Origin of the sequence: Escherichia sp. E2562, assembly GCF_005781075.1 — a bacterium.
GTDB lineage: Bacteria > Pseudomonadota > Gammaproteobacteria > Enterobacterales > Enterobacteriaceae > Escherichia.
In genome coordinates this window covers 1-16,264 of the sequence record NZ_VATM01000006.1, presented here as the reverse complement: position 1 = coordinate 16,264, position 16,264 = coordinate 1, and the positions used below count along the sequence as shown (strand labels likewise).

The window sequence follows — 16,264 nt, the reverse complement described above, 5'->3', positions numbered from 1 at the left end:
ATCCGGTACGAAGCCCGGCCTCTTGGTATGAATGATTGGTTTGAAGCAAAAAATAACCGACGCGGATGAAACGTCGGTTTTTAGTCATTTTTTGACAGCGGCGCATTGTGCCTAAATGGGGGGTAAATGACAAGAGAATGAGAGGCTTGTCATATAATTTTTTATTTAAATGGCTGATTTTCCGTCATCATATTTTGCATAAACACCAGCAATAGCACTATTTGCTAAAATCTCATCACGCCACCACGCACTGGCAAGCCCTGCGGTTTGTTCATTCCAGCCAATCCATACGGGTTCAAAGAGGGATTGCGCAACCACTTTCTTCTCAATTAACGCGCCACTATCAAGAAAGCGTTGCGCCAGATAGCGCGGTAAATAACCGCAACCAAGACCGCTGATTTGTAATTCCAGTTTGGTTTTAAAATCAAATACGGTAATGGCCTCTTGTTCGTCGAGAAGTTGTGATGCCGTAGATGCGCCAGCCTGCGCGGTATCACCCACGATAATCGCCCGATAGCGTTTAATGATACGGCGATTTAACGGTTCCTCTTCCAGAGCTAACGGATGATGAGGAGCAATCGCGAAAACTTGTTCCAGACAGCCCAACCGAGAGAAACCATATTCGCTGGAAGATGGTGGTTCATGCATCGCGCCAACAATAATATCCGCTCGCCCCTGAGTCAGGGCATCCCAGGAACCGCCCAGAACGCCATTGATAAACTTCAGACGCGTGACGCTGTGATGTTGATAAAAGGTTTCAATGAGTGGCGCAAGCAGTGAAAAGGGAAAGGTATCATCAACCCCGATTACCAGATCGTTTTCCCAACCTTCATGGAGTTTGATCGCCTGCTTTTCCAGTTCATGCACAGCATGGAGAATTTCCCGCCCCTTCTCCAGCAACATTTTTCCGGTGCGGGTAAACTTAGCGCGGTGACCACTACGATCAAGCAATTGAATATTAAGGTCGCTTTCCAGCTTGTGAACAGTGTAGCTGAGGGCAGATGGCGTCTTATACAGTTTGGCTGACGCCGCCGCAAAACTGCCCTCTTTTTCTAAGGCATCAAGGATCATCAACACGTCCAGCAGTGGTTTCATACACGCCCCCTTGCGGTGTATGCGGCATTCTGCTGGCGTGATGCTTTACTCCAGCGGCATTACCAGTGGATCGGGATACTGGTATTCAAATCCCAATTCATTACAGATCCGGCTGCCATCAATAATTTTACCTTTGCCGCTGTCCAGGCTATTCCTGAACTGCGGAGGTTCCAGTCCCAGTAAACGGGCCATCTGTGGATAGAAAACATTACGCGCAGGGTGAGCTGGCGCACATATATTATAGATGTGCCCGCCTTTAGGTGCCTGTAACAACAGAGTGATAGCGCCAATAACATCTTCCAGGTGGACTAAATTGACGCCGTGTTCTCCATCCGGCGCAGTTTTTCCGGCAAAGAAACGGCCGGGATGACGCCCAGGCCCGACCAGACCAGCAAGACGCAAAATATCAACCGAAGTACCGGGTAAATTGTGCAGCCAGTCTTCCAGCTCTTTTAACACTCGTCCACTATGGGTCAGCGGATTACGCGGAGTGTTTTCTTTCACTGTGCCTTGCGCATCACCGTAAACAGATGTTGAGCTGGTAAAAATAATGCGGGGAATGTGATAAGCCAGCGCGCTATCCACCAGCTCCTGTACCGCTTGTAAATAGAACTCATCGCCGGGGCCGCTGCGGCGTGCCGGAAGCGTAATGACCAGCGCGTCAGCATCCATCAGGGCATCCAGATCGTCAGAGTCGCAAACTAAATCGGGCTCCATGCGAAGCAGATAGCTATCAATGCCACTCATTTGGGCCGCTTCTACGCCATCTTGTGTAGTTTTACTCCCAGTGACTTGCCAGCCTCGTGCTGAAAGTGACATCGCCAGCGGCATGCCTAACCACCCTAACCCGACAATTGCGACCTTTTTCATCCGTTTTCTCCTGATACACCTTAGATCTATAAGGCTACGCCAGCGTATCAAAACTGACAATTCATTCTATGAATGAATCTCTTCAATAATGATAACGACATGCTGCAATAAGCAGTGAATCGTCAGTAACCGCGCATACCAGACGGTTCTCCTCTGTAATGCGTCGGGACCAGAAGCCTGACAAATTATGTTTCAGGGGTTCTGGCTTCCCCTTACCTTCAAATGGCGTTCTGCGGGTATCTTTGATAAGTTCATTGATCTTTTTAACAATTCGCTTATCTGTTTCCTGCCAGTACAGATAATCATCCCCCTGATTCCTCAGACCCGATTAGTTTCACTCGATAATGTCCTTTTCCGTTCCTTTGCCTGATTTCAGGCTATCAATTGAGTCCATCAATCTCCGGGCGTTAGCGGGGGAGCGCAGTAGATAAGCCGTCTCTTCCAGCGAGTTGTATTCTTCGAGTGACATCAGAACACAAGCCTCTCCATTCTGACGAGTAATAAGGATCGGGGCATGATCTTCAACGGCTTTCATCATTGTTGCCGACAAATTCTGACGCGCTTCGCTGTAGCTAATTGTACGCATGTCAATCTCCTCTTTTGTACAGTTCATTGTGCAATGATGAGTGGCAATAAACTATTTATTAATTAGCCAGTAGCTCAAAGCATTGTCAGCGAGACGAAAAATCCAGGCTTCGCTATTTTTGGTGCCGTCAGGTTAGAGGACAGTCCTCTTAGCCCCCTCCTTTCCCCGCTCATTCATTAAACAAATCCATCGACATAAAATATATAAAAAAGCCCTTGCGTTCTAACGTGAAAGTGGTTTAGGTTAAAAGACATCAGTTGAATAAACATTCACAGAGACTTTTATGACACGCGTTCAATTTAAACACCACCATCATCACCATCATCCTGACTAGTCTTTCAGGCGATGTGTGCTGGAAGACATTCAGATCTTCCAGTGGTGCATGAACGCATGAGAAAGCCCCCGGAAGATCACCTTCCGGGGGCTTTTTTATTGCGCGGTTGATAACGGTTCAGACAGGTATAAAGAGGAAAAAGAAAATGACAGACAACTCTCGTTTACGCATAGCTATGCAGAAATCCGGCCGTTTAAGTGATGACTCACGCGAATTGCTGGCGCGCTGTGGCATTAAAATTAATCTTCACACCCAGCGCCTGATCGCAATGGCTGAAAACATGCCGATTGATATTCTGCGCGTGCGTGACGACGACATTCCCGGTCTGGTAATGGACGGCGTGGTAGACCTTGGGATTATCGGCGAAAACGTGCTGGAAGAAGAGTTGCTTAACCGCCGCGCCCAGGGTGAAGATCCGCGTTATTTTACCCTGCGTCGTCTGGATTTCGGCGGCTGCCGCCTTTCACTGGCAACGCCAGTTGATGAAGCCTGGGACGGCCCGCTCTCCTTAAACGGTAAACGTATCGCCACCTCTTATCCTCACCTGCTCAAGCGTTATCTCGACCAGAAAGGTATCTCTTTTAAATCCTGCTTACTGAACGGTTCTGTCGAAGTTGCGCCGCGTGCCGGACTGGCGGATGCGATTTGCGATCTGGTTTCCACCGGTGCCACGCTGGAAGCCAACGGCCTGCGCGAAGTCGAAGTTATCTACCGCTCGAAAGCCTGCCTGATCCAGCGCGATGGCGAAATGGAAGAATCCAAACAGCAACTGATCGACAAACTGCTGACCCGTATTCAGGGTGTGATCCAGGCGCGCGAATCGAAATACATCATGATGCACGCACCGACCGAGCGTCTGGATGACGTCATCGCCCTGCTGCCAGGTGCCGAACGCCCAACTATTCTGCCGCTGGCGGGTGATCAACAGCGCGTAGCGATGCACATGGTCAGCAGCGAAACCCTGTTCTGGGAAACCATGGAAAAACTGAAAGCGCTGGGTGCCAGTTCGATTCTGGTCCTGCCCATTGAGAAGATGATGGAGTGATCGCCATGAGCTTTAACACAATCATTGACTGGAATAGCTGTACTGCGGAGCAACAACGCCAGTTGTTAATGCGTCCGGCGATCTCCGCTTCTGAAAGCATTACCCGCACTGTTAACGATATTCTCGATAACGTGAAAGCACGCGGCGATGACGCCCTGCGTGAATACAGCGCGAAGTTTGATAAAACCACGGTTACCGCGCTGAAGGTGTCTGCTGAGGAGATCACCGCCGCCAGCGAACGCCTGAGCGACGAGCTAAAACAGGCGATGGCGGTGGCAGTAAAGAATATTGAAACCTTCCACACTGCGCAAAAACTGCCGCCGGTAGATGTCGAAACTCAGCCAGGCGTGCGTTGCCAGCAGGTAACGCGTCCGGTAGCTTCGGTTGGTTTATATATTCCTGGCGGTTCCGCCCCGCTCTTCTCAACGGTATTAATGCTGGCGACTCCGGCGCGTATTGCAGGCTGTAAAAAAGTGGTGCTGTGCTCACCGCCGCCGATTGCCGATGAGATCCTTTACGCGGCGCAGCTGTGCGGCGTGCAGGATGTGTTTAACGTCGGTGGCGCACAGGCCATTGCCGCACTGGCGTTGGGCACAGAATCCGTGCCCAAAGTAGACAAAATCTTCGGGCCAGGTAACGCCTTTGTCACCGAGGCAAAACGCCAGGTAAGCCAGCGTTTGGACGGTGCGGCGATCGATATGCCCGCAGGCCCGTCGGAAGTGCTGGTGATTGCCGACAGCGGTGCTACGCCGGATTTCGTGGCTTCTGATTTGCTTTCTCAGGCTGAACACGGCCCGGACTCACAGGTGATTTTACTGACGCCTGACGCCGATATGGCGCATCAAGTTGCCGAGGCTGTCGAACGCCAGTTGGCAGAACTGCCGAGAGCTGAAACCGCCCGTCAGGCACTGAGCGCCAGCCGCCTGATCGTAACCAACGATTTAGCGCAGTGCGTAGAGATTTCCAACCAGTACGGCCCGGAGCACCTGATCATTCAGACCCGCAACGCCCGCGAACTGGTCGATGGCATCACCAGCGCCGGTTCGGTATTTCTTGGTGACTGGTCACCGGAATCGGCAGGCGACTACGCCTCCGGCACCAACCATGTACTGCCGACTTACGGTTACACCGCCACCTGTTCCAGTCTCGGACTGGCAGATTTCCAGAAACGTATGACCGTGCAGGAACTGTCGAAAGAAGGTTTCTCCGCGCTGGCGTCGACCATTGAAACACTGGCCGCCGCCGAGCGTCTGACCGCCCACAAAAATGCCGTTACTTTGCGTGTTAACGCCCTTAAGGAGCAAGCATGAGCACCGTGACTATTACCGATTTAGCGCGTGAAAACGTCCGCAACCTGACGCCGTATCAGTCGGCGCGTCGTCTGGGCGGTAACGGCGATGTCTGGCTGAACGCCAACGAATACCCCACAGCCGTGGAGTTTCAGCTTACTCAGCAAACGCTCAACCGCTACCCGGAATGTCAGCCGAAAGCGGTGATTGAAAATTACGCGCAGTATGCAGGCGTAAAACCGGAGCAGGTGCTGGTCAGCCGTGGCGCGGACGAAGGTATTGAACTGCTGATTCGCGCCTTTTGCGAACCAGGTAAAGACGCCATCCTCTACTGCCCGCCAACGTACGGCATGTACAGCGTCAGCGCTGAAACCATTGGCGTCGAGTGCCGCATAGTGCCGACGCTGGACAACTGGCAACTGGACTTACAGGGCATTTCCGACAAGCTGGACGGCGTAAAAGTGGTCTATGTTTGCAGCCCCAACAACCCGACCGGGCAACTGATCAATCCACAGGATTTTCGCACCCTGCTGGAGTTAACGCGCGGTAAAGCCATTGTAGTTGCCGATGAAGCCTATATCGAGTTTTGCCCGCAGGCATCGCTGGCTGGCTGGCTGGCTGAATATCCGCACCTGGCTATTTTGCGCACACTGTCGAAAGCCTTCGCGTTGGCGGGGCTTCGTTGCGGATTTACGCTGGCAAACGAAGAGGTCATCAACCTGCTAATGAAAGTGATCGCCCCCTACCCGCTCTCGACGCCGGTTGCCGACATTGCGGCCCAGGCGTTAAGCCCGCAGGGAATCGTCGCCATGAGCGAACGAGTGGCGCAAATTATTGCTGAACGTGAATACCTGATTGCCGCACTGAAAGAGATCCCCTGCGTGGATCAGGTTTTCGACTCTGAAACCAACTACATTCTGGCGCGCTTTAAAGCCTCCAGCGCAGTGTTTAAATCTTTGTGGGATCAGGGCATTATCTTACGTGATCAGAATAAACAACCCTCTTTAAGCGGCTGCCTGCGAATTACCGTCGGAACCCGTGAAGAAAGCCAGCGCGTCATTGACGCCTTACGTGCGGAGCAAGTTTGATGAGTCAGAAGTATCTTTTTATCGATCGCGATGGAACCCTGATTAGCGAACCGCCGAGTGATTTTCAGGTGGACCGTTTTGACAAACTCGCCTTTGAACCGGGCGTGATCCCGGAGCTGCTGAAGCTGCAAAAAGCGGGCTATAAGCTGGTGATGATCACCAATCAGGATGGTCTGGGAACACAAAGTTTCCCGCAGGCGGATTTTGATGGCCCGCACAACCTGATGATGCAGATCTTCACTTCGCAAGGCGTACAGTTTGATGAAGTGCTGATTTGCCCGCACCTGCCCGCCGATGAGTGCGACTGCCGTAAGCCGAAAGTAAAACTGGTGGAGCGTTATCTGGCTGAGCAAGCGATGGATCGCGCCAACAGTTATGTGATTGGCGATCGCGCGACCGATATTCAACTGGCGGAAAACATGGGCATTAATGGTTTACGCTACGACCGCGAAATCCTGAACTGGCCGATGATTGGCGAGCAACTCACTAAACGAGACCGTTACGCCCATGTAGTGCGCAACACCAAAGAGACGCAGATTGACGTTCAGGTGTGGCTGGATCGCGAAGGTGGCAGCAAGATTAACACCGGCGTTGGCTTCTTTGATCATATGCTGGATCAGATCGCCACCCACGGCGGTTTCCGTATGGAAATCAACGTCAAAGGCGACCTCTATATCGACGATCACCACACCGTCGAAGATACCGGCCTGGCGCTGGGCGAAGCGTTAAAAATAGCCCTCGGCGATAAACGCGGTATTTGCCGCTTTGGTTTTGTGCTGCCCATGGATGAATGCCTTGCCCGCTGCGCGCTGGATATCTCTGGTCGCCCGCACCTGGAATATAAAGCTGAATTTACCTACCAGCGCGTAGGCGATCTCAGCACCGAAATGATCGAGCACTTCTTCCGTTCGCTCTCTTACACCATGGGCGTGACGTTACACCTGAAAACTAAAGGTAAAAACGATCATCACCGTGTAGAGAGCCTGTTCAAAGCCTTTGGTCGCACTCTGCGCCAGGCCATCCGCGTGGAAGGCGACACCCTGCCCTCGTCGAAAGGAGTGCTGTAATGAACGTGGTGATCCTGGATACCGGCTGCGCCAACCTGAACTCGGTGAAATCAGCCATTGCGCGCCACGGTTATGAACCCAAAGTCAGCCGTGACCCGGACGTAGTGTTGCTGGCCGATAAACTGTTTTTACCCGGCGTTGGCACTGCGCAAGCGGCGATGGATCAGGTACGTGAGCGCGAGCTGTTTGATCTCATCAAAGCCTGTACCCAACCGGTGCTGGGCATCTGCTTAGGGATGCAACTGCTGGGGCGACGCAGCGAAGAGAGCAACGGCGTCGACTTGCTGGGCATCATCGACGAAGACGTGCCGAAAATGACCGACTTTGGTCTGCCGCTGCCGCATATGGGCTGGAACCGCGTTTACCCGCGGGCAGGCAACCGCCTGTTTCAGGGGATTGAAGACGGTGCGTACTTTTACTTTGTTCACAGCTACGCAATGCCGGTCAATCCGTGGACCATCGCGCAGTGTAATTACGGCGAACCGTTCACCGCGGCGGTACAAAAAGATAACTTCTACGGCGTGCAGTTCCACCCGGAGCGTTCTGGTACCGCTGGCGCTAAGTTGCTGAAAAACTTCCTGGAGATGTGATGATTATTCCGGCATTAGATTTAATCGACGGCACCGTGGTGCGTCTCCATCAGGGCGATTACGGCAAACAGCGCGATTACGGTAACGACCCGCTGCCGCGTTTACAGGATTACGCTGCACAAGGTGCCGAAGTGCTGCATCTGGTGGATCTGACTGGGGCAAAAGATCCGGCTAAACGACAAATTTCTCTGATTAAAACGCTGGTCGCAGGCGTTAACGTTCCGGTTCAGGTGGGCGGCGGCGTGCGTAGCGAAGAAGATGTGGCGACGTTACTGGAAGCAGGCGTTGCGCGCGTGGTGGTCGGCTCCACCGCAGTGAAATCACCAGAAATGGTGAAAGGCTGGTTTGAACGCTTCGGTGCGGATGCGTTAGTGCTGGCGCTGGATGTACGCATTGACGAGCAAGGCAACAAGCAGGTGGCGGTTAGCGGCTGGCAAGAGAACTCGGGCGTTTCGCTGGAACAACTGGTGGAAACCTATCTGCCCGTCGGCCTGAAACATGTGCTGTGTACCGATATCTCGCGCGACGGCACGCTGGCAGGTTCTAACGTCTCTTTATATGAGGAAGTCTGCGCCAGATATCCGCAGGTGGCATTTCAGTCCTCCGGCGGCATTGGCGACATTGATGATGTCGCTGCCCTGCGTGGTACTGGCGTACGCGGCGTAATAGTTGGTCGGGCATTACTGGAAGGTAAATTCACCGTGAAGGAGGCCATCGCATGCTGGCAAAACGCATAATCCCATGTCTCGACGTTCGTGATGGTCAGGTGGTGAAAGGCGTACAGTTTCGTAACCATGAAATCATTGGCGATATCGTGCCGCTGGCAAAACGCTACGCCGAAGAAGGTGCGGACGAGCTAGTGTTCTACGATATCACCGCCTCCAGCGATGGACGTGTGGTAGATAAAAGCTGGGTATCTCGCGTGGCGGAAGTGATCGATATTCCGTTCTGCGTGGCGGGAGGAATTAAATCGCTGGATGACGCCGCGAAAATTCTTTCCTTTGGCGCGGATAAAATCTCTATCAACTCCCCTGCGCTGGCGGACCCGACGTTAATTACTCGCCTGGCTGATCGCTTTGGCGTGCAGTGTATTGTGGTCGGTATTGATACCTGGTACGACGCCGAAACCGGTAAATATCATGTGAATCAATATACCGGCGATGAAAGCCGCACCCGCGTCACTCAGTGGGAAACGCTCGATTGGGTACAGGAAGTGCAAAAACGCGGTGCCGGAGAAATCGTCCTCAACATGATGAATCAGGACGGCGTGCGTAACGGTTACGACCTCGAGCAACTGAAAAAAGTGCGTGAAGTGTGCCACGTCCCGCTGATTGCCTCCGGTGGCGCAGGCACCATGGAACACTTCCTCGAAGCCTTCCGCGATGCCGACGTTGACGGCGCGCTGGCGGCTTCCGTATTCCACAAACAAATAATCAATATTGGTGAATTAAAAGCGTACCTGGCAACACAGGGCGTGGAGATCAGGATATGTTAACAGAACAACAACGTCGCGAACTGGACTGGGAAAAAACCGACGGGCTGATGCCGGTGATTGTGCAACACGCGGTATCCGGCGAAGTGTTAATGCTGGGCTACATGAATCCGCAAGCGCTGGACAAAACCATCGAAAGCGGCAAAGTCACCTTCTTCTCGCGCACTAAACAGCGACTGTGGACCAAAGGTGAAACGTCCGGCAATTTCCTCAACGTAGTAAATATTGCGCCGGACTGCGACAACGACACATTGCTGGTGCTGGCGAATCCCATCGGCCCAACCTGCCACAAAGGCACCAGCAGCTGCTTCGGAGATACCGCTCACCAGTGGCTATTCCTGTATCAACTGGAACAACTGCTCGCCGAACGCAAATCTGCCGACCCGGAAACCTCCTATACAGCCAAATTGTATGCCAGCGGCACTAAGCGCATTGCGCAGAAAGTGGGCGAAGAAGGCGTGGAAACCGCACTGGCAGCGACGGTACATGACCGCTTTGAACTGACCAACGAGGCATCGGACTTGATGTATCACCTGCTGGTGCTGCTGCAGGATCAGGATCTGGACTTAACGACGGTGATTGAGAACCTGCGTAAACGGCATCAGTGAGTTGCAGGCTGACCGGATGCGATGTAGCTGTCGCATCCTGAGCCATTGCCCGATGCGCAAGCTTATCAGGCCTACTATTCGCTCTGCACACGTAGGCTGGATAAGATGCGCCAGCATCGCATCCGGCAACAAAAAAGGCAAGGTGTCACCACCCTGCCCTTTTTATTTAAAGCTGAAAAGACTATTTCGCGTTGTAATTACGCAGCGCATTACGCCCCAGCACAATTCCCGCGCCAACCATGCCGCCCAGCAGTACTGCCAGAATCAAGGTAATTGCTTTCTTCGGGCTATCGCGACGAATTGGCAGTGTGGGTTTCATAACGTAACGGTAGGCATGAATATCAAGATCATCAACCTTCAGACTTTCGATATCCAGCAGGTTTTGACGAGTCTGATAATAGTTTGGCGAGAACACAAGCGGACGAGTCGCTTCGTGCTTAATCATCGACTCCAGTGCTTCGCTACCTAACAAAAGCAACGTGTCCTGAGTAATATTTTCACCAGTCTGCTGAATCTGCGGCTTTATTACCTGCGCCTGATTCGCATACTGCAACGCTTCCTGAATCTGGCGGATACGCAGCGTTTTTTGCTCCTGAGCCACCACTTCCTGAGTTTTCAGGGAGTCCTGCAAGGTTTTCATACCCAAAGCGATATTATCCTTCAGGTCCTTTTCCAGCTCTTCATTCACTTGGTCATCAACCTGTTGAATGTATTCAGCCAGCTTTTTCTGTGCATCCGCTGCAGTGTGCCCGACATAAGAAACAGCTAACGGTAACGGCTGGTTTTTAACAGCAGGTTCGATAGTCAGTTTTTCGCGTTCTTCCTGATTATCCAGCGTTTCCGCTAATGCAGAGAAAGCAGAACTGAAGCGACCAATTAACGCCTCCTGTAAATCAGCTACTTTTGGCGCAGCCTGGCCATAAATTACATTCATGGCGTTGTTATAGCCGGCAATTTGCCCCACATCAGGTTGAGTGACAATGGCTGTTGATGTCCATTGCTCTTTCGCTACTGCCAGGTATCCAATAGCCAACACGATAGCCACAATGACTGTGGCGATAATGGTCATCTTCCCGCGCCACAGTTGTACCAGTAAATCAATTAAATCAATCTGTTCCGGGTCATTGTTGTGCCCAGAAATATTATTATTTTCAACTCTCATCATTACCCTAACAGACGGAAAATTTCAGGTCGCCATAGTTTAGCGATAATCAGTATGAATGCCATAGGATAAACAATAAATATAATGAATTATTACATGAACATCGATACCAACTACCGCCAAAAATCATCTGATTACAGATAGTTAGTCGCTACCGAAAAGATCGCGGGTGTAGACCTTGTCTGCTGCATCTTTAAGCTCTTCTGACATTCGATTAGAGATGATGACATCAGCCTTTTGCTTAAACGTCGCGAGATCACGTTCCAGTCGTGAATTGAAAAACATTTCTTCCTTCATAACCGGTTCATAGATAATCACTTCTACCCCCTTAGCTTTGATACGCTTCATGATCCCCTGAATGGAAGACGCACGGAAGTTATCTGAACCGCTCTTCATAATTAGGCGATATATCCCTACGACTTTGGGTTTACGTGACAAGATAGCATCGGCAATAAAGTCTTTGCGGGTGCGATTAGCTTCAACGATGGCAGAAATGATGTTGTTTGGCACAGACTGGTAATTTGCCAGAAGCTGCTTGGTATCTTTCGGCAAACAGTAACCACCGTAACCAAATGATGGATTGTTGTAATGATTGCCGATACGCGGATCAAGACAAACACCTTCAATGATTTGACGGGTGTTCAATCCCAGGCTTTCTGCATAACTGTCCAACTCGTTAAAGTACGCCACGCGCATGGCGAGGTAAGTATTGGCAAAAAGTTTAATGGCCTCTGCTTCTGTTGAATCAGTAAACAGAGTCGGGATATTTTGCTTAACCGCCCCTTCCTGTAATAACGCGGCAAACCGCTGTGCACGTTCAGAACGTTCGCCTATCACAATACGGGAAGGATGAAGGTTATCGTAAAGGGCTTTGCCTTCTCGGAGGAATTCAGGGGAGAAGATAATGTTCTCAGTCTTGAATTTTTTTTGCATCGCGGCCGTAAAACCTACAGGAACCGTAGACTTAATAATCATTACTGCATGAGGGTTTATTTCCGTAACATCTTTAATTACTGATTCTACGCTAGATGTATTGAAATAATTGGTTTTAGGATCATAGTCGGTCGGGGTTGCGATGATTACATAATCAGCATTCCGGTAGGCTTCTTTTTTATCTAACGTGGCATTAAAACGTATTTTGTCTGATTGCAAAAACTGCTCAATTTCTTTATCAACAATAGGAGATATCCGATCATTCAGCATTGCAACGCGAGTTGGTAAAATATCTAATGCTACAACGTTATGATTTTGTGCGATTAATAGCCCATTAGACAGGCCAACATAACCGGTTCCGGAAATGGTGATTTTCATTTCATGCTCTCAGAATTAACTTAACTATGAATCATGATGTTTTAGCACCCTGATAAGAGTTAAAAGTTTTAACGCCACGATGATGTCTGGTCAACGAAACGAAAAACATTTCAGATTTTCTTTATAAGAATAGCTGCTATTTATTAAGTTAGTATTAAGCAATGAAATTAAATCAATAAGATTGATAGTAAAAAAAAAGCCCGGCGATAAATGCCGGGCCTTAGTTTAATACTGATTAAATCAGATTAATCCAGCCATTCGGTGTGGAATACACCTTCTTTATCAATGCGCTTATAGGTATGCGCACCGAAATAGTCACGCTGCGCCTGGATCAAGTTTGCAGGCAGTACTGCGGCACGATAGCTGTCATAGTAAGCAACCGCTGCAGAGAAGGTAGGTACTGGAATACCGTTCAGCACCGCATAAGCAACAACATCACGCAGAGCTTGCTGGTAATCGTCGGCAATTTTCTTAAAGTACGGGGCTAACAGCAGGTTAGCAATCTTAGGATTTTCGGCGTAAGCATCCGTGATTTTCTGCAGGAACTGAGCACGAATGATACAACCGGCACGGAAGATCTTCGCGATTTCACCATAATTCAGATCCCAGCTGTACTCTTCAGACGCCGCACGTAGCTGCGAGAAGCCCTGCGCGTAAGAAACAATCTTACCCAGATAAAGCGCACGGCGAACTTTTTCGATGAATTCAGCTTTATCACCTGCTGGCTGCGCTTGCGGACCCGACAGTACTTTAGACGCGGCTACGCGCTGATCTTTCAGGGAAGAGATATAACGAGCAAACACAGACTCAGTAATCAGCGACAGCGGTTCGCCGAGATCCAGCGCGCTCTGACTGGTCCATTTACCCGTACCTTTGTTCGCTGCTTCATCCAGGATCACATCAACCAGGTAATTACCGTCTTCATCTTTCTTGGTGAAGATGTCTTTAGTGATGTCGATCAGGTAGCTGCTCAGTTCACCGTTATTCCACTCGGTAAAGGTTTGTGCCAGTTCTTCGTTAGAGAGATTCAGACCACCTTTCAGCAGAGAATAGGCTTCAGCAATCAGTTGCATATCACCGTATTCAATACCGTTGTGAACCATCTTCACATAGTGACCTGCGCCATCGGCACCAATATAGGTAACGCACGGTTCTCCATCTTCAGCCACGGCGGCGATTTTGGTCAGGATAGGTGCAACCAGTTCATAGGCTTCTTTCTGCCCACCAGGCATGATAGAAGGTCCTTTCAGCGCGCCCTCTTCACCACCGGAAACACCCGTACCGATGAAGTTAAAGCCTTCTGCAGAAAGCTCGCGGTTACGACGAATGGTGTCCTGGAAGAAGGTATTACCACCATCAATGATGATATCGCCTTTATCGAGATATGGTTTCAGGGAATCAATAGCAGCATCCGTGCCTGCACCTGCTTTCACCATTAACAGGATGCGACGAGGCGTTTCAAGAGATTCAACGAACTCTTTCACCGTATAGTAAGGAACCAGTTTCTTGCCTGGATTTTCGGCAATCACTTCTTCCGTCTTTTCACGAGAACGGTTGAAAATAGAGACGGTATAACCACGGCTTTCGATGTTGAGCGCAAGGTTGCGTCCCATCACTGCCATACCGACGACGCCGATCTGTTGCTTTGACATTGTTTACTCCTGTCAGGGGTGGTCACCGCGGGTTGCGGCTTATTGAAGATAAAGAATAGCTTAATTTATATCTTCTTTTACAGTCATATATTTCCTAATTAGGAAATTGCTTGTAACTTGTACAGCCTTATATTTAACCACTAATGTTATAAAAAAGTTCGGCTAATTTTATTAATTCATTATTACTATTATTTTGAATTAGTTCAACATGATTTTCTTTGCTTGTATTGAAATAATCGCTGCCAATAGCAGAAAGATGTGAGAATGGTGATGTGCACATCTTATCAAGAAGAGAACACCCCAAAAAATAATTCATTGAATACTGAATCCCTAACATGTGCAATATTGTTGGCGCGAAACTTAAAGAATTTTTACCTCCTGCATCTAAAACTTCAGGCGCAATATCTTTCCCAATGACCAGAAATGGTATCTTGTCCACAAAAAAACGAGAATCGCTATTAAATGATTTCTTATATTCTGTCGAAGGAAATGTAGAATGATCCGATGTTATTATCAACAACGTATTGCCATAAAATGAACTGCGCCGAAAAAAGTCAACGAACTGCCCCAACTGAAAATCATAGTTATAGAATTTATTGTAGAGTGGGTTGCTACCATCAAAATATTTTTCATTTGGACTATCTTGACCATGATGAGTACCAGATGGGTACACACCAATAAAGAAGTGTTCGTTTTTATTTTCTTGAGAACGTAAAAAATATTTCAGTGCATTAAATGTTTGCTTATCAGTCATTCTGTCGCGTTGATAACCAATAAAATCCCCCATACCAAGAACTTTATCAAAATTAAGCGTTTTCAACATAGTGTTAAGTGGGCTATTTTTTTCTGTAGACGCTATAAAATAACTTTTATAGCCATACTCTTTCAATATATCCGGTAAAGATGTTTGACGATGAAGATAAATATTATTAATTTCTGAGTTAGATAATTGTGCAATACCAGTACCAGTATCAGTTAACCCATCACGAAATTGATAGCCAGAAGTTAACTGGCCTCTTAAACCTCTAAAGGTTGCTGCTGTATGGTTATAATAATTTTTAAAACTTAGCGCTTCAGTAGATAACTTATCTAAATTAGGAGTAATAGAAAATGCGTCAGTTTTTGAATTACCAATAATCTCCGATGAAAATCCCTCAGCAAAGATTACAATAACATTACGCCCTTTGAAGTTGTTGTTATTCTGTATAGGGTTAATAAAAACACTTGTTTTTAAAAAAGATTTCCCGGCATCACCAATCTTCTCACTAGGCTTAAAGGTTTGCTGTAAATAGTACAATTTTGCTGTTTCATAAAAAGAATATACCGGCCCCGCACTTATGAAAGAACACACAAGCAATAATACTATACAAAAAAGATTAAATTTATAATATTTAATACGTTCGACTAGAGCGCCAGAAGGCATCGTAACGAATGAAATTATAACAAATAAAATAAAAATGGAAAAAACCTTGATTATCTCGCCAATGCCTAGCGATCCAACTTCTGCGGCATTCGACAAGGCAAGAGGCATCAAATATTGCCCTGAGCTAAATAGCGATGCTGCCTGCACACCTAAAATGGAGAGATAAATTCCCCACAAGATATTGCTTATGGACTTTCTTTTTATTAGAAGTATTGCCAGACTTGTAAGTGTGTATTCAATAGTAAATAAAAAGACACAGTCTGTCCTTCCAGAGTAAAGTAAAATACTCAAGAAGATACAGAAAGGTGGTATTATTTTAATTATATTTGTAAAGTTCATGTCAAATTAAACCATATTATTTAATAATCATAATGCTATTCATTTAATATTCTGTCACTGAGCAAGGAAGGACTGGTAAAGCCCACTCCCCGCCAGGAGTGACGCCAGGTAGTTTCTGTCCATGGCTGCTTTTCGCATCTTACGTCTTAACCCTGCCTTGAATACCTTATCATTCGTCAAAATATTAATAGCGATGTGCCGTATCCCTGAAAATAATTCTGCTGCGTTTCCTCTTCTGATTTTGCAGTCGTCTTCATTCATTACCACGTCCAGACGCCAGTGCAGCTTATTCTCCAGGGCAAGATTACGAAAG

General features: G+C 48.6%; 16 protein-coding genes, 2 pseudogenes and 1 other annotated feature. Of the genes and pseudogenes, 9 read left to right on the top strand and 9 right to left on the bottom strand.

Translation table 11 applies throughout. The annotated features are described in order from the left end of the window. Positions 1–165: 165 nt before the first annotated feature. The 4 genes and pseudogenes from FEK43_RS11555 to yefM all read right to left on the bottom strand — a co-directional run bounded on the left by FEK43_RS11555 (position 166) and on the right by yefM (position 2,551). Complete coding sequence (locus FEK43_RS11555; protein ID WP_135407159.1) at positions 166–1,095, bottom strand: LysR substrate-binding domain-containing protein; 930 nt, start codon at positions 1,093–1,095, stop codon at positions 166–168. A gap of 45 nt (positions 1,096–1,140) precedes the next feature. Continuing rightward, positions 1,141–1,965 (bottom strand): SDR family oxidoreductase, encoded by an 825-nt coding sequence (locus FEK43_RS11550; RefSeq protein WP_130208695.1) that lies wholly within the window; start codon positions 1,963–1,965, stop codon positions 1,141–1,143. A gap of 82 nt (positions 1,966–2,047) precedes the next feature. Next, positions 2,048–2,303 (bottom strand): annotated as a pseudogene (gene yoeB / locus FEK43_RS11545) (type II toxin-antitoxin system mRNA interferase toxin YoeB). Further along, positions 2,300–2,551 carry a YoeB-YefM toxin-antitoxin system antitoxin YefM gene (gene yefM, locus FEK43_RS11540; protein WP_001259255.1) on the bottom strand — a complete coding sequence of 84 codons (252 nt, stop codon included), beginning with the start codon at positions 2,549–2,551 and terminating at the stop codon, positions 2,300–2,302. The pseudogene yoeB and the gene yefM overlap by 4 nt, the downstream one beginning before the upstream one ends. A 283-nt stretch (positions 2,552–2,834) precedes the next feature. Between yefM and hisL the strand changes: the two genes are divergently transcribed. The 9 genes from hisL (at position 2,835) to hisIE (ending at position 10,064) form a co-directional block, all read left to right on the top strand. Further along, positions 2,835–2,885, top strand: a complete 51-nt coding sequence (gene hisL / locus FEK43_RS11535; protein ID WP_001364200.1) for a his operon leader peptide — start codon at positions 2,835–2,837, stop codon at positions 2,883–2,885. Next, positions 2,861–2,984, top strand: a sequence feature (His leader region). Its footprint overlaps the gene before it by 25 nt. Before the next feature lie 46 nt (positions 2,985–3,030). After that, complete coding sequence (hisG, locus tag FEK43_RS11530) at positions 3,031–3,930, top strand: ATP phosphoribosyltransferase (RefSeq protein WP_135407161.1); 900 nt, start codon at positions 3,031–3,033, stop codon at positions 3,928–3,930. 5 nt (positions 3,931–3,935) lie between these two features. After that, a complete protein-coding gene (gene hisD / locus FEK43_RS11525) occupies positions 3,936–5,240 on the top strand; it encodes a histidinol dehydrogenase (protein ID WP_135407164.1) in 1,305 nt (434 codons plus the stop codon). Beyond that, positions 5,237–6,307 carry a histidinol-phosphate transaminase gene (gene hisC / locus FEK43_RS11520; RefSeq protein ID WP_135407166.1) on the top strand — a complete coding sequence of 357 codons (1,071 nt, stop codon included), beginning with the start codon at positions 5,237–5,239 and terminating at the stop codon, positions 6,305–6,307. Before hisD ends, hisC begins: the two co-directional genes overlap by 4 nt. Continuing rightward, a complete protein-coding gene (gene hisB, locus FEK43_RS11515; RefSeq protein ID WP_000080085.1) occupies positions 6,307–7,374 on the top strand; it encodes a bifunctional histidinol-phosphatase/imidazoleglycerol-phosphate dehydratase HisB in 1,068 nt (355 codons plus the stop codon). The genes hisC and hisB overlap by 1 nt, the downstream gene beginning before the upstream one ends. Next, the gene (gene hisH, locus FEK43_RS11510; RefSeq protein WP_130208705.1) at positions 7,374–7,964 is read left to right on the top strand and encodes an imidazole glycerol phosphate synthase subunit HisH; all 591 of its coding nucleotides are present in this window, start codon (positions 7,374–7,376) and stop codon (positions 7,962–7,964) included. Before hisB ends, hisH begins: the two co-directional genes overlap by 1 nt. Next, positions 7,964–8,701 (top strand): 1-(5-phosphoribosyl)-5-[(5-phosphoribosylamino)methylideneamino]imidazole-4-carboxamide isomerase, encoded by a 738-nt coding sequence (hisA, locus tag FEK43_RS11505; protein WP_131161055.1) that lies wholly within the window; start codon positions 7,964–7,966, stop codon positions 8,699–8,701. Before hisH ends, hisA begins: the two co-directional genes overlap by 1 nt. Beyond that, positions 8,683–9,459, top strand: a complete 777-nt coding sequence (gene hisF / locus FEK43_RS11500) for an imidazole glycerol phosphate synthase subunit HisF (RefSeq protein ID WP_000880156.1) — start codon at positions 8,683–8,685, stop codon at positions 9,457–9,459. Before hisA ends, hisF begins: the two co-directional genes overlap by 19 nt. Next, a complete protein-coding gene (gene hisIE / locus FEK43_RS11495) occupies positions 9,453–10,064 on the top strand; it encodes a bifunctional phosphoribosyl-AMP cyclohydrolase/phosphoribosyl-ATP diphosphatase HisIE (protein ID WP_072650398.1) in 612 nt (203 codons plus the stop codon). Before hisF ends, hisIE begins: the two co-directional genes overlap by 7 nt. A gap of 181 nt (positions 10,065–10,245) precedes the next feature. Here hisIE and wzzB read toward each other — a convergent pair whose 3' ends face one another. The 5 genes and pseudogenes from wzzB to FEK43_RS11470 all read right to left on the bottom strand — a co-directional run. Continuing rightward, positions 10,246–11,226, bottom strand: coding sequence for an LPS O-antigen chain length determinant protein WzzB (gene wzzB, locus FEK43_RS11490; protein ID WP_131161202.1), 981 nt, complete (start codon positions 11,224–11,226; stop codon positions 10,246–10,248). Positions 11,227–11,370: 144 nt separating this feature from the next. Next, a complete protein-coding gene (gene ugd, locus FEK43_RS11485; RefSeq protein WP_135407167.1) occupies positions 11,371–12,537 on the bottom strand; it encodes a UDP-glucose 6-dehydrogenase in 1,167 nt (388 codons plus the stop codon). A 245-nt stretch (positions 12,538–12,782) separates the two neighbouring features. Further along, complete coding sequence (gene gndA, locus FEK43_RS11480) at positions 12,783–14,189, bottom strand: NADP-dependent phosphogluconate dehydrogenase (protein ID WP_131161053.1); 1,407 nt, start codon at positions 14,187–14,189, stop codon at positions 12,783–12,785. A gap of 133 nt (positions 14,190–14,322) precedes the next feature. Next, a complete protein-coding gene (locus FEK43_RS11475) occupies positions 14,323–15,951 on the bottom strand; it encodes a sulfatase-like hydrolase/transferase (protein WP_240780242.1) in 1,629 nt (542 codons plus the stop codon). A 54-nt stretch (positions 15,952–16,005) separates the two neighbouring features. Beyond that, positions 16,006–16,264 (bottom strand): annotated as a pseudogene (locus tag FEK43_RS11470) (hypothetical protein); the annotation flags it as partial.